Here is a 14317-nt window from a genome sequence, read left to right as displayed (position 1 = left end):
TAGATATTATCTTCCCATTGGAGGTGGCGGTCCTCCAGCGCGACCACGATTCATTTCTCTAAATTCCTCCATTTTTTTAATTACGGTTTCATCGTAATCTTTCTGAGAAATTACTTTTCCTTTTTTAGATGGCTTTATTTCTACTTTTTCTTTAGCATTTAAGACAATTTTCGAACATAAAATTGTAGTAGTTCCGTCGTTGATTTCTAAAATCAAACCTGGAAGTCCCCAATAATTTTCTGGTCCTTGATTTACAGGGATTTCTGGTGTATACCAAGCCGTCACGATAATTTCTTTCGGGATTTCAAAATTATCAGTAAAATTGGTTTTAGTATCTCCTGATGTCTTTTTGGTTTCCTCTTTTTTATCGTCGTTGTTTTTAGGTCTGAAATTTCTAAAATCGGTTTTACTTGCTTGTTTTACTGCAGTCGCCTTAAAACAATTATAACCTCCGATTTGCTTGGTTTCTTGCTCTAATTTCCAGTCTAATTTGGGAAGAGAATCTACAACAAGAAACTCCTTACCCATAAATTCTTTATCAACTGTATACGATTTTGTCTTAACATCTTTATAGAAAGTACCTCCACCTCCAGTTAATGAACCAAACATAATACGCATACCATTTTGTTGCCCAGGCGCTTCTAGTTTTTCTTCTTCTTTATAAATAGAGGCTGATTTGTCAAAATTTAGAATGAATGTTTTTTCGAGCATTTTTTTCATTCGCTCTTCCATATTTTTTTGCATTTCTGGAGTAATGTCTCTGTTTCCGCGCATTCCTTCAAACTTTGGAGCCTGCGTTTTTGACTCATAAACTGCCATTCCTTGAAAATCTTTTTGAGCTTGGATTTGTACAGAAACAAGCATCAATATCATATAAAAAAATAATTTCTTCATTTCATTTTCTTTAAAGTGAGTAAATCTGAGAAAACTTACATTCAAATGTATTACTAATTTTAAAATCCTAAAAATTAAATATATTAACGGGTTTATGATATAGATAGAACCGCTTATTTTTTAGACTATTAGAATAAAAAAAGGTTTAAGCGCTAAAAGTGATTTTCTAACAAAGGTTTTTTGTAATTTGGTACTCTTATAAATCAATTTTCTAATGTCTAAAAGGGTGCAAAAATTTCTATTTTCTTTTCTTATTTTCTGCACTATAAATGCGATTTCTGCCCAGAATTCTAGCGTTAGTCCCACCCTACTTTCTCATTTTAAAAATAATTTTGATGAATTTTTAGGATTTGATGCTTTTGGCTATTCGTATCAAATTAAAAATAATGTTTTTAGTAAAGTAAAAGGCAATGAACTTTTTGAATATAAAAATGTTTCGTTAGGAAAAATCACCAAAGTCGATTTACAAAATCCTTTAAAAATAGTGCTGTTTTATGAAGATTTCAATAGTGTTATTTTGTTAGATAATCAGCTCAATAAAATGACTGAAATTAATTTTTCTCAAAATCCAACACCAATTGTAGTTACAGCTATCGGAATGTCTACACAAAATCAGCTCTGGATTTACAATACTTTAAATCAACAAATTAGTCTTTTTGATTATTTAAAAAACGAATACAAAACCGTTTCTATACCGCTAACAGAGCCAATTAAATATTATCAAACTGATTTTAATACCTTCTTTTGGATTGATAAAAAAAACAATTGGTACTCTTGCGACATTTTTGGAAAAATAACTCTCTTAGGCAAAATAGCTGATTTTGATAAAGTTGTACTTGTGAGTTCTTCGCAATATCTTTTCGCAAAAGATAATTTATTGTATTTTAAAGGAATTGACAAATCAAATCCTAACGCGATTTCGGAGATTAAAATTTTAGAAAAAACCTTTGACAATTTTTATTACAAAGAACAAATTTTATCTATTTTTACAGCTACAGATATATCAAATTATAAAATCGTAACACCGTAATGCACATAGCAATAGCAGGAAACATAGGCGCAGGAAAGACCACTCTGACGAAATTATTAGCAAAACATTTCAAATGGGAACCCCATTATGAAGATGTAGTTGATAATCCGTATTTAGATGATTTTTACCATCAAATGGAGCGCTGGTCATTTAATCTTCAAATTTATTTCCTGAACAGTCGTTTTCGTCAAGTGCAGCAAATTCGCGAAAGCGGTAAAAAAATCATTCAAGATAGAACGATTTATGAAGATGCACATATTTTCGCACCCAATTTATATGCAATGGGATTAATGACGAGCCGTGATTTTGAAAATTACACGTCTTTGTTCGAATTAATGGAATCGTTGGTTAAAGCTCCTGATTTATTGATTTATTTAAGAAGTTCTATTCCAAATTTAGTAGGCCAAATTCACAAACGCGGACGCGAATATGAAAACTCAATTTCTATTGATTATTTAAGCCGTTTGAATGAAAGATATGAAGCTTGGATTCAGACTTATTCAAAAGGAAAACTTCTAATTATTGATGTTGATAATATCAATTTTGTTGACAATCCAGAAGATTTAGGAGATATTATTAATAGAATTGATGCTGAATTGAATGGGTTGTTTTAAAACACGAATTCCACTGATTTACACAAATAAAAAAATGCCTCTAAATAATTTTAGAGGCATTTTTTTATTTAATCTTTTTCTTACTTTTACAGTTGCCTAAAAATAATTTCCCTTTTTGGGAAAAATTAAGTAAATTTGTAAAACTACATTTATGAGAATAATAGCAAAAAGAACGTTGCAAAATTTTTGGGAGCGATTCCCAAATTCAAAGCAACAATTATTAGCTTGGTACCAAGTATTCGATAAAAATAATTTTGCTAATTCTAATGCTATAAAATTGCTATTTGGCACAGCCGATTTTGTAGGAAACAATAAAGTAGTCTTCAATATTTGTGGGAATCATTATCGCTTAATTGTAAAAATCAATTACGACACACAAATCGTTTATATTCTTTTTGTTGGTACACATGGCGAATATGATGATTTAAAAAACATTAAAAATTTGTAATTATGGATGTAAGACCTATAAAAACAGAAGATGATTATAATATTGCTTTAGAGAGAGTAAATTTTCTTTTTGATGCAAAACCAGATACTATTGAAGGAGATGAATTAGATATTTTAGTAACACTTATTGAAAAATATGAACAACTAAAATATCCGATTCCTGATCCTGATCCAATTGAAGCAATCAAATTTATGATGGAACAAAATGGATTAACAGATGCCGATTTAGGAATTATTTTAAATAGCCGTTCAAGAGTTTCTGAGTTATTCAATAGAAAAAGAGCATTGACAATTAAACAAATTAGGGTTCTAACAGAAAAACTTCATATTCCCGCCTCTGTTTTGATTAAAGAATATGCATTAATTTCATAAAAAATGCCTCTAAAATTATTTAGAGGCATTTTCTGTTTCAAGAAGCTTTCTCAAAGTTTAAAACTTTGACAAAGCTATCATGTTATTGTTATTTCGCAGCTTCAACTTTTGCTAAAACTTCTTCTTCTGTTCCTTCAAAAACTTCTGTAGTTGTTTTACCATTTTCTGTTTTAGTTACAGTTCCGGTAGTTTTTCCGTTTATATTTTTCACTTCTACTTTCACAGATGATTTTTTCTCATATTTGCTCGTGTCAAAGCAATCTGTTTTTTTATAAGGATTTCCATTTTCATCAAAATGAGCTAAACATTTAGCAGTTTCTTCTGGAGAACAGCCTTTTTCTTTACACATTTTAATACACTCTTCTTTTGTCATTTTAGACATGTCACCACATTTAGAAAAGCCATCTGCATGCATTTCTGTTTTTGCACAGCAAGAAGCTTTTCCTGCAATGTCAGAATGTGTACTTCCTTCGCCTAAAATTGGAGCAATCACTAATCCGATCAAACAAGTTAATTTGATTAAAATATTCATTGATGGCCCAGAAGTATCTTTAAACGGATCTCCAACAGTATCTCCAGTCACGGCCGCTTTGTGCGCGTCTGAACCTTTGTACGTCATTTCTCCATTAATCATAACACCAGCTTCGAATGATTTTTTAGCATTATCCCAAGCTCCTCCCGCATTGTTTTGGAAAACTGCCCAAAGAACTCCAGAAACGGTAACTCCAGCCATATATCCTCCTAACATTTCAGCAATCAACTGGTTGTTGTCTGCGTAAACTAGCTTTCCTATAAGTACAATTAAAATCGGGAAACCAATCGTTAGAATTCCAGGAAGCATCATTTCGCGTAAAGCGGCTTTTGTAGAAATTTCAACACATTTTCCGTATTCAGGTTTTCCTGTTCCTTCCATAATTCCAGCAATTTCTTTGAATTGGCGACGAACTTCGTACACCATATCCATTGCTGCTTTTCCAACAGAATTCATTGCTAAAGCAGAGAAAACTACTGGAATCATTCCGCCTACAAATAGCATCGCTAAAACCGGTGCTTTAAAAATATTAATTCCGTCAATTCCTGTAAAAGTTACGTAAGCTGCAAATAAAGCTAATGAAGTTAATGCCGCAGAAGCAATTGCAAAACCTTTTCCAGTTGCTGCAGTTGTATTTCCTACTGAATCTAAAATATCGGTTCTGGTACGAACTTCTTTTGGTAATTCGCTCATTTCGGCGATTCCTCCAGCGTTATCTGAAATTGGTCCGAAAGCATCAATTGCCAATTGCATAGCTGTTGTTGCCATCATAGCCGAAGCTGCCAAAGCAACACCATAAAATCCTGCCAAAGCATATGAAATCCAAATAGCTACAGCAAACAAAATTACTGTTGGAAAAGTAGAAATCATTCCTGTTGCTAAACCTGCGATTACGTTTGTTCCTGCTCCCGTAGACGATTTTTGAACAATTGCTAAAACTGGTTTTGTCCCTAAACCCGTATAATATTCTGTTACGGAAGAAATAGCTCCACCAACAACTAATCCGACTAATGTTGCGTAGAAAACTCGCATTGAGGAAATGGCTTTAGATCCTTCTCCAAAGAATGTCATTTGCATAGTTTCTGGAAGCATGTGCTGTACTAAAAAGAAACAGGCAACAGCAGTTAAAACAATAGAAACCCAGTTTCCTATATTTAACGCTTTCTGAACCTGTGCTTCTTTAGCATTGTCATCTGAAATTTTTACTAAAAAAGTTCCGATAATGGAGAATAAAATCCCGAAACCGGCAATAGCCATTGGAAGCAAAATTGGTCCGATACCGCCAAAAGCATCATTGATGCTTCCGCCCATATCTTTTATAACATAGTTTCCAAGAACCATTGCTGCTAAAACTGTTGCCACATACGAACCAAATAAGTCAGCTCCCATACCTGCAACATCTCCTACGTTATCACCTACGTTATCTGCAATTGTAGCTGGATTACGAGGATCATCTTCTGGAATTCCTGCTTCTACTTTACCAACTAAATCGGCACCAACATCGGCAGCTTTTGTATAGATTCCTCCTCCAACTCTGGCAAACAAAGCAATTGATTCAGCTCCTAGTGAAAAACCTGCTAAAGTTTCTAGAACTACTGTCATGGTATCGGTATCTTTCCAAACTCCATCAGAAAATAGATTAAAAAAGATTATAAAAAAAGCTGTCAATCCTAAAACTGCCAGCCCTGCAACGCCTAATCCCATTACCGTTCCTCCACCAAAAGATACTTTTAAAGCCTGAGGTAGACTTGTACGCGCAGCCTGAGTAGTTCTAACGTTTGTTTTAGTCGCTATTTTCATTCCAATATTTCCCGCATACGCTGAAAACAAGGCACCAAAAATAAATGCAATTACGATTAATAAATGTGTTTTAACTCCTGGGATAAAAGTAATTCCTGCTAATGCTAAACTGGCAATAATTACAAATATGGTTAATAGTTTATATTCTGCTTTGAGGAAGGCTAAGGCTCCTTCGTAGATGTAATCTGAAATCTCTTTCATCTTACCGTCTCCGGCGTCTTGTTTTAAAACCCAACTCCTTTTTATTCCCATGAAAAGTAATCCTAAAACTGCCATAACAATTGGCAGGTAAATCATAAATGCATTCATAATATATTAATGGTTTTGGTTAATAGTCAACAATCTAACTAAAACGAATTTAAACAAAAAAGCAATACTCCTGACGGCAGTATTGCTTTTTTTATATATTATGGGTGCTTAAATTATTTAATGCTAAATAATCCTGCTGGTTTATTTTCAATATCATCAAAACGTTTTGTACACTCAGCGATAATGTCGTAAGCTTCTTTTACGTCTCCCCATCCTTCTACATCTACTTTTTTGTTTTCAAGGTCCTTGTAAACTTGGAAAAAGTGCTCAATTTCTTTTACTAAGTGTGGGTTAATATCTGAAAGATCATTTAATGAATTCCAAATTGGATCTGAAACTGGTACACAAATAATTTTCTCGTCTGGTCCTTTGTCATCTGCCATGTGGAAAACTCCGATTGGCTTAACTTCCATAACACATCCAGGGAAAGTTGGTTCGTTTACCAAAACTAATACGTCAAGAGGATCTCCGTCTAAAGCTAAAGTTTCTGGAATAAATCCGTAATCAGCTGGGTACATCATTGAAGAGAATAACATTCTGTCGAAACGCATTCTTTTAATTTCAAAATCGTACTCGTATTTATTTCTGCTTCCTCTTGGTATTTCGATTAATACATCGAAAGTCGTTAATTTGTCTGCGGTCATTTTCGTTTTTTATTGTTTCTATAATTTCGGTTGCAAAAGTAACTAAAGAATCCCTTTTTACAATGAAAAAAGTACATTAATCTATGAAGTTTATTCATAAATTAATGTACTTTCTATGTTATCTAACAGAGAGTTAATAAAAGTGTTTACAAATTAACATCTTCTATTAGTTCTTCGCTTAAAATACCAGAACAAATTTCTCTAACTTCTCCTGTCATTCTAATATTAAAATCAGAATCAACTTTAATTTTTAAAGTTCCACCCTGCATTTTAATTGTGATATTTTCATCTACCAACCCTTTCTTTTTCATTACACTTGCAACGGCACAAGAAGAGCTTCCTGACGCAAGGGTAAATCCGGCTCCTCTTTCCCAAATCAGCACTTCCACTTCATTTCTGTTAATCACTTTTGCAAACTGCACATTGATTCGATTTGGAAACATTTCGTGATTTTCTAAAAAAGGACCAAATTGTTTGATTTCATCAATACTTAAATCCTCTTTCAGAATAACGCAATGTGGATTTCCAACTGAAACACAATTTACATCAAAAGATTTACCATTTGCTTCAATTGTAGCATTATTAACTTCCGGAGTTTCAAACTTTGTAGGAATCAAATCTGATTTAAAAATCGCCTGTCCCATATCGACAGTGATGATTTTTGCTTTATTATTCACCGTTTCTTCAATCGTAGCTTTTACGATTCCGCCTTTTGTTTCAACAGTAAATTCGTTTTTAGTTATGATTCCATAATCAAAAACATATTTGCAAAATATACGCAATCCGTTTCCGCTTTTCTCTGCTTCAGAACCGTCCGGATTGAATATCTGTAAACCGATATCAGCACGGTCAGAATCAACTAATAAAAGAATACCGTCAGAACCTATTCCGAAATTTACGTTACAGATTCTTGTTATGGCTTTTTGAGTTAGTTCAAATGTAATATTCTTGCCGTCAAGCACTATATATTCATTTCCTAATCCATGAGTTTTTACAAAGAAATTCTTGTTCATTTGTTTCATTATATTTTATTAATCTGACTAGAAATAGAATCCGAAAGATCCTTTTATAGCAAATTTATGAGCATCCGGCATATCTAGATAATTTCCTCTCCAGGAGAAATCAAGACGAAAAACTTTAAAGATATTTCCAATTCCTGCATTATATTCCCAATACACTTTTTCTGGAGCATTGTATGGCAAACCAGAAGCATTGATGGCACGATTGGCATCAGAAATAGTTCCGTGAACAGCTCTAATTCCAATAAACTCTCTCCAGTTTAATTTTCTCATAAATGGAATTCTAGCAAACAATCTTCCTCCAAAATCGTGATTCCATTGTAGCGTAGTATATTGATCGGTAACGAACTCATAAAAATTCAAGTTACTAAACGTATTTTCAATTGTAAAATAAGTCTGGTTTCCAGGGATAACACTCATTAAACCTAACGGAATTGTTCCAAATGTTTTTCCAGTTTCAATTGTGATATTTGTTCTTCCTAAAGGTCCGATAATAATTGGCTGTCTGTAGAAAACCTGAATTTTCTCGTAAGCAAAATCACTATCAAAAACACCTTTAAGTCCATAACTAAAGTTTACAAAGAAATGGCTGAAAGGGCTGTCTACTAGATCTCTTTCTACACCATAACCAATAGTTTTTCTATTTGGCATATATTCAAACTGAATATTAGCTTCAGATTGCTTTACCATACTTTGAACAACTCCGGCTGGATTTGCTGCACTAGGTAAGGTTGTGTAATAGTCTAAGCTAAAAGTTTTAGATGCCGATTCTAATGTTCGATACGAAAGTCCAGCCTGAATAATAAAGTTCTTCTTGGCTTCCATCTCAATAGAGACATTACTCAAATTAATGTTCGTTAATTTTCCATTGCTTCCTGTTGTAAACAAAGCAGAAGATGCAAAACTTCGACCTAAAACATCATTTGTTGTGGTTAGACTGGCTCCAATCTGTTCGATATCCCGCCTATTTCCTCCAGAGATAATAACTCGATTTTTCTTATCGACCATCCATTTTCCAGAAACACCATATTTGAATTTATTATCATCAAATCCGTAAGCCGTATAAGCCTGAATACGCCATGGGTCATTTGGTCCGAAATAAGTTCTTCCTCCAACTCTCAATCTTAATCCTTCAACTTCATTATAGCCAAAAGTGGAGAAAATTGGTCCGTAATCAAAATTTTTAAACTCAATATAACCACTTCCTAAAATCGAGACGAGATTGTAAAGTTGCTTGAATCGTTTGACGGTTTGCAAGGTATCAAGCATTTTATAGATGCCCGCTTCGTCTTTATTTAGTTTTTCGAAACGATTTTCTTCCCAGAATTCTGGCGGCCGTTCATAAACTGCGTTATCAATAAAATTGACTTCCTCTTTATAAAACTTCTCTGGTTTCTGGATATTGAATTTATGATTTCGATATAAAGTAGTACGTTTTCCGTAAACTCCTTTTGATTTTTCTTTTTTGTTTAAAGCAAAATCAGACATCATATAATCTCGTGTCAAAAGAAAAACAGAATCATTTTCTACTTCAAATTCCTGTTCGATATAAATATCTTTTACCCAGTTAATATTGGCACTTTTAGTAACACCCATATTAATTTTCTTGATCGCAAAAGTGGTATCATTAACCCAAAAATCCCCTTTAAAGGTTAATTCATTTTTACGTCTTGGATAAAAAACAATATTAAAACACCATTTTTTATCAATATAAGCACTGTCTTTCAACACATAATTATATACGTCAATTCCTGTTTTAGAAAGTGGACTCGTAAAGCTTTTATCAAAAAACTTAAGATGATTGTCGTAAATATTATAATCAGAATAAAGGTCTTTTACAAAAGATAAAATCTGCTGATTCCCATTGAAACCAGACATTTTATTTCCAGTTAAGTTTTCTTTTACCTTTTTAAGTTTATTATCTCCATAAACATCGTAAACCGATTCGTTTATAAAAATTGGAAGATAGGTTTTTCCCGTAACATCAGAAGTATCAACGTGATTGAAGACAAACTCCATACCTTTGAAAAGTTTGTTTTTCATGAACGCGCTGTCAATCGTGTTCATATCAAACTCAACCTTTTCATACTTTTGCATTTGATATTGATTGAATTGGTACAATCCGTTTTTACGTTTTCGTTCCCAAATTTTCCTCAAAATATCCAATGCCGGATTGTTTTTTTTAGAAGTTTTGCCCGTGTAAATTACAACTTCATTAAGCGCTTCAGCTTCGCCTAAAACAATTTTAAAATTATAATTAACCGCTTTTTCTAAAGGAACTTCCTTATCTGAAAAACCAGCAGAAGTAACTACTAGCGCTGTGTAGGTATTTGGAGATTCCAGATAAAAACGTCCATCTTCATTAGAAACGATTCCAGTATTAGATCCCTTGAATACAACATTGGCAAAAGGTATCGGTTGATTTGACTTATCCAAAACAATTCCACTCACTTTCGTTTGTGCAGTAGCAATAGCCGCAAATGCGAATACAAAAAATAGGCTGAGTAAAATTATTCTTTTCATTGTCTGGGCAAAAAAAAACTTCATCAATTAACTATGAATTATGAAGTTTTGTGAGTATTTTAAATATGTATTATTTGTACAATACTTTTTTAACTGCTTTTACTACATCACCAGCGTTTGGCAACCAGTCTTTTAATAATACTGGAGAGTAAGGCGCAGGAGTATCTGCAGTTGTAATACGTTGAATCGGCGCGTCAAGGAAGTCGAATGCCTGCTCTTGAACGATATAAGAAATCTCAGAAGAAAGGCTGGCAACTGGCCAAGCTTCTTCAAGAATTACTAAACGATTTGTTTTTTTAACCGATTTTAAGATTGCGTCTTTGTCCATTGGACGAACTGTTCTTAAGTCGATAATCTCACAAGAGATTCCTTCTTTTGCTAATTCATCAGCAGCGATAAAAGCTTCTTTGATGATTTTTCCGAAAGAAACGATAGTTACATCAGTTCCTTCACGTTTAATATCAGCAACACCTAGAGGAATTGTGTATTCTCCATCTGGCACTTCGCCTTTGTCTCCGTACATCTGCTCAGATTCCATGAAAATAACTGGATCGTTGTCACGGATAGCTGATTTCAATAATCCTTTTGCATCGTAAGGAGTTGAAGGAACCACAACTTTAAGTCCTGGAGTGTTTGCAAACCAGTTTTCTAAAGCTTGTGAGTGAGTTGCTCCTAATTGACCAGCAGAAGCTGTTGGTCCGCGGAAAACGATAGGCACATTAAATTGCCCTCCTGTCATTTGACGCATTTTAGCAGCGTTGTTTATAATTTGATCAATACCAACTAAACAGAAGTTAAATGTCATATATTCTACAATAGGGCGGTTTCCGTTCATTGCAGAACCTACTGCAATTCCTGAAAAACCAAGCTCAGCAATTGGAGTATCGATTACTCTTTTTTCGCCAAACTCAGCAAGCATTCCTTTTGAAGCTTTATAAGCTCCATTGTATTCTGCAACCTCTTCTCCCATTAAATATATGGATTCATCGCGACGCATTTCTTCGCTCATTGCTTCACAAATGGCCTCTCTAAATTGTATTGTTCTCATATTTTATATTGTATGTTGAATTTTCTGAAGAGCAAAAATAAATATTTTAAATAACTTAAAAGCATAAATTAGATTTAAAATCGCACTAACTTCTCACCATCTTTAGCTTTTAACTTTTTAAACTTAATTGTGATATTTACGAAAACGATATAATAGCATATAATTCACACTTAAAACATTATAATTATTTTTTTTTACAAACTTTTATTTATTTGTTTAATTATTGTTTCTTCAAAATTCAATGCTTTAAACGAAAAAAATAAAAGCTTAGTATTTATCGGACAAAAAATAAATGCACTCAACGAATCAGAATATTGCAAAATTCCTAACAATCAGGCAAAATGAATGATTTTTTATTTTTAGAATCCGATTAAATTCACTCAAAACAACACAATTCACGAAATCGTAATAGTTTTAAAAAATATTATGCATGCATAGTATAATTATTCCAAATAATATTCTAAATTTGTAAAAGCATATTATAAATTCAAAATATATACTTATGAAAATACTAGTTTGCATCAGCCATGTGCCTGATACTACTTCAAAAATCAACTTTACAAACGGCGATTCAGAATTTGATACAGCCGGCGTACAATATGTAATTAATCCTAACGACGAATTCGGCCTTACACGCGCTATCTGGTTTCAAGAACAACAAGGTGCAAATGTAACAGTTGTAAACGTTGGAGGTCCTGATACTGAACCAACATTGCGTAAAGCTTTGGCAATTGGTGCGAACGAAGCCATTCGTGTAAACGCAAATCCAACTGATGGTTTTTTTGTGGCTAAACAATTAGCAGAAGTAATTAAAAACGGAGGTTACGATCTTGTAATTGCAGGAAAAGAATCTTTAGATTATAATGGAGGAATGGTTCCTGGAATGATTGCAGGTATTTTAGGTTCAAATTTCCTAAACTCTTGCACAGGTTTAACTGTTGACGGAAACAACGTAAAAGCTGTTCGCGAAATTGACGGAGGTAAAGAAACTGTAAGTACTACTCTACCTTTAATTATTGGAGCCCAAAAAGGTCTTGTAGAAGAAAAAGATTTACGTATTCCAAACATGAGAGGAATTATGACTGCAAGAACTAAAGCTTTAACTATTCTTGAGCCAGTTGATGCAGCAGTAAATACAAAAGCGGTGAAATTTGAAAAACCAGCTCCAAAATCAGCAGTAAAATTAGTTTCTGCAGATAATTTAGATGAGTTAATCAATTTATTACACAACGAAGCGAAAGTAATCTAGTAATCAGTTTTCAGTCGCGGTTTTCAGTTTACAAAACTTTAAACCTCAAACTTTAAACCTCAAAACAAAAAAATCATGTCAATATTAATATATGCAGAATCTGCAGAAGGAAAATTTAAAAAAGTTGCTTTCGAATTAGCTTCTTACGCTAAGAAAGTAGCAGAATCATTAGGGACAACTGTTACAGCTTTAACAGTGAACATTAGCGATGTAAGTGAATTAGGAAAATACGGCGTTGATAAAGTTCTAAAAGTAAATAACGATAAATTAGCTGGCTTTACTGCTAAGGCTTATGCTGATGTAATCAAACAAGCTGCTGAAAAAGAAGGAACAAAAGTAGTTTTACTTTCTTCTACAACAGATAGTATTTACCTTTCGTCATTAGTTGCAGTAGCTTTAAATGCTGGTTTTGCGTCTAATGTTGTTGGATTACCAGTTAGCACATCACCGTTTCAGGTAAAAAGAAATGCTTTTTCAAACAAAGCTTTCAACATTACACAAATCGATACAGATGTAAAAGTTCTTGGTTTGGCTAAAAACTCTTACGGAATTTTCGAAAGCGCAGGAGCTGCTGCTGCAGAAGATTTTAATCCAACTCTTGGAGACAATGACTTTGGAATTAAAGTTGAATCTGTAGAAAAAGTATCTGGAAAAGTTTCTATCGCCGATGCTGATATCGTAGTTTCTGGCGGACGTGGATTAAAAGGTCCTGAAAACTGGGGATTAATTGAAAACTTAGCTGAAGTTTTAGGCGCTGCAACGGCTTGTTCTAAACCAGTTTCAGATTTAGGATGGAGACCTCACAGCGAACACGTTGGACAAACAGGAAAACCAGTTGCAACTAACTTATACATTGCGGTTGGAATTTCTGGAGCTATTCAGCATATTGCCGGAATTAACTCTTCAAAAGTAAAAGTAGTGATCAATAATGACCCTGAAGCTCCTTTCTTTAAAGTTGCTGATTATGGAATTGTTGGCGATGCTTTTGAAATTATACCTCAATTAACAGAGAAATTAAAAGCTTTTAAAGCTCAACATTCTTAATTCAAGAATTCTCTTCAAAATAATTGCTGCCTAAAAACAAGATATCGTATCTTTGTTTATAGGCAGCTTTTTTGTTCCATATTTTTTGATTAAAATTGCAGCTTTATTTTCCAATCAAAAAAAGCAAAAAAATGAGGCGCTAAGTGCCCGTTTTACAAACATATATGAGTCTAGTAAAATTATCTATAAAAGGAATTTCATACAGTCAAACTCAAAATGGCGCTTATGCCTTAATTTTGAATGAAGTTGATGGCGAAAGAAAACTACCAATCGTTATTGGCGCTTTTGAAGCCCAGTCAATCGCTATTGCTTTAGAAAAAGAGATAAAACCGCCTCGTCCGTTAACACACGATTTATTCAAAAATTTTGCTGAAAGATTTGACATCGTGGTAAAACAAGTTATCATTCATAAACTTGTAGATGGTGTTTTTTATTCTAGTTTAATCTGCGAAAGAGATAAAATTGAAGAAATTATCGATGCTAGAACTTCTGATGCTATTGCATTAGCTTTGCGATTTAATGCGCCTATTTTTACTTATAAAAACATTTTAGATAAAGCTGGAATTTATTTAAAATCAAATACTGCTGAATCGGATTCTGGAGCTCAAGAAATTGACGATGTGCTTTCTAATCCTGAAACTTTTGGACGCGAAGAAGAAAGCAACCAATCTGGCGATGTATATTCTAAACATAGTTTACAAGAATTAAATGATCTTCTTGATCAAGCAGTTTCTCAAGAAGATTATGAAAAAGCAGCAAAAATTAGAGACGAAATCTCTAGAAGATAATTTT

The 14317-nt window shown here is 33.4% G+C and carries 13 protein-coding genes; 7 read left to right on the top strand and 6 right to left on the bottom strand.

What is annotated here, in order from left to right:
- Nucleotides 1-6: 6 nt before the first annotated feature.
- Nucleotides 7-894 (bottom strand): GLPGLI family protein, encoded by an 888-nt coding sequence (locus HNP35_RS04740; protein ID WP_184157967.1) that lies wholly within the window; start codon nucleotides 892-894, stop codon nucleotides 7-9.
- A gap of 214 nt (nucleotides 895-1108) precedes the next feature.
- Between HNP35_RS04740 and HNP35_RS04735 the strand changes: the two genes are divergently transcribed.
- The 4 genes from HNP35_RS04735 to HNP35_RS04720 all read left to right on the top strand — a co-directional run bounded on the left by HNP35_RS04735 (nucleotide 1109) and on the right by HNP35_RS04720 (nucleotide 3357).
- On the top strand, nucleotides 1109-1924 hold the full coding sequence (locus HNP35_RS04735) for a hypothetical protein (RefSeq protein WP_184157968.1): 816 nt from the start codon (nucleotides 1109-1111) through the stop codon (nucleotides 1922-1924).
- Entirely contained in the window at nucleotides 1924-2538 is a 615-nt protein-coding gene (locus HNP35_RS04730; RefSeq protein ID WP_109191639.1) for a deoxynucleoside kinase, read from the top strand. The genes HNP35_RS04735 and HNP35_RS04730 overlap by 1 nt, the downstream gene beginning before the upstream one ends.
- Before the next feature lie 151 nt (nucleotides 2539-2689).
- The gene (locus HNP35_RS04725; protein WP_184157969.1) at nucleotides 2690-2986 is read left to right on the top strand and encodes a type II toxin-antitoxin system HigB family toxin; all 297 of its coding nucleotides are present in this window, start codon (nucleotides 2690-2692) and stop codon (nucleotides 2984-2986) included.
- A gap of 2 nt (nucleotides 2987-2988) precedes the next feature.
- On the top strand, nucleotides 2989-3357 hold the full coding sequence (locus HNP35_RS04720; RefSeq protein WP_184157970.1) for a helix-turn-helix domain-containing protein: 369 nt from the start codon (nucleotides 2989-2991) through the stop codon (nucleotides 3355-3357).
- An 88-nt stretch (nucleotides 3358-3445) separates the two neighbouring features.
- Here HNP35_RS04720 and HNP35_RS04715 read toward each other — a convergent pair whose 3' ends face one another.
- The 5 genes from HNP35_RS04715 to HNP35_RS04695 form a co-directional block, all read right to left on the bottom strand.
- Complete coding sequence (locus HNP35_RS04715) at nucleotides 3446-5998, bottom strand: sodium-translocating pyrophosphatase (RefSeq protein ID WP_184157971.1); 2553 nt, start codon at nucleotides 5996-5998, stop codon at nucleotides 3446-3448.
- A 113-nt stretch (nucleotides 5999-6111) separates the two neighbouring features.
- Nucleotides 6112-6642 (bottom strand): inorganic diphosphatase, encoded by a 531-nt coding sequence (locus tag HNP35_RS04710; protein WP_111288276.1) that lies wholly within the window; start codon nucleotides 6640-6642, stop codon nucleotides 6112-6114.
- 146 nt (nucleotides 6643-6788) lie between these two features.
- Nucleotides 6789-7655 (bottom strand): diaminopimelate epimerase, encoded by an 867-nt coding sequence (gene dapF / locus HNP35_RS04705; protein ID WP_184157972.1) that lies wholly within the window; start codon nucleotides 7653-7655, stop codon nucleotides 6789-6791.
- Between the two features lie 27 nt (nucleotides 7656-7682).
- Nucleotides 7683-10184 carry a DUF5686 and carboxypeptidase-like regulatory domain-containing protein gene (locus HNP35_RS04700; protein WP_184157973.1) on the bottom strand — a complete coding sequence of 834 codons (2502 nt, stop codon included), beginning with the start codon at nucleotides 10182-10184 and terminating at the stop codon, nucleotides 7683-7685.
- Between the two features lie 70 nt (nucleotides 10185-10254).
- Nucleotides 10255-11232, bottom strand: coding sequence for a pyruvate dehydrogenase complex E1 component subunit beta (locus HNP35_RS04695; protein WP_184157974.1), 978 nt, complete (start codon nucleotides 11230-11232; stop codon nucleotides 10255-10257).
- A 502-nt stretch (nucleotides 11233-11734) separates the two neighbouring features.
- Here HNP35_RS04695 and HNP35_RS04690 point away from each other — a divergent pair.
- The 3 genes from HNP35_RS04690 to HNP35_RS04680 all read left to right on the top strand — a co-directional run bounded on the left by HNP35_RS04690 (nucleotide 11735) and on the right by HNP35_RS04680 (nucleotide 14313).
- Nucleotides 11735-12481, top strand: coding sequence for an electron transfer flavoprotein subunit beta/FixA family protein (locus HNP35_RS04690; RefSeq protein ID WP_184157975.1), 747 nt, complete (start codon nucleotides 11735-11737; stop codon nucleotides 12479-12481).
- Between the two features lie 75 nt (nucleotides 12482-12556).
- A complete protein-coding gene (locus tag HNP35_RS04685; protein WP_184157976.1) occupies nucleotides 12557-13525 on the top strand; it encodes an electron transfer flavoprotein subunit alpha/FixB family protein in 969 nt (322 codons plus the stop codon).
- Nucleotides 13526-13689: 164 nt separating this feature from the next.
- Complete coding sequence (locus tag HNP35_RS04680) at nucleotides 13690-14313, top strand: bifunctional nuclease family protein (RefSeq protein ID WP_184157977.1); 624 nt, start codon at nucleotides 13690-13692, stop codon at nucleotides 14311-14313.
- The last annotated feature ends 4 nt before the right edge of the window (nucleotides 14314-14317 follow it).

It is taken from the genome of Flavobacterium notoginsengisoli, from assembly GCF_014207905.1.
GTDB lineage: Bacteria > Bacteroidota > Bacteroidia > Flavobacteriales > Flavobacteriaceae > Flavobacterium > Flavobacterium notoginsengisoli_A.
This window is presented reverse-complemented; position numbering and strand designations above follow the sequence as displayed.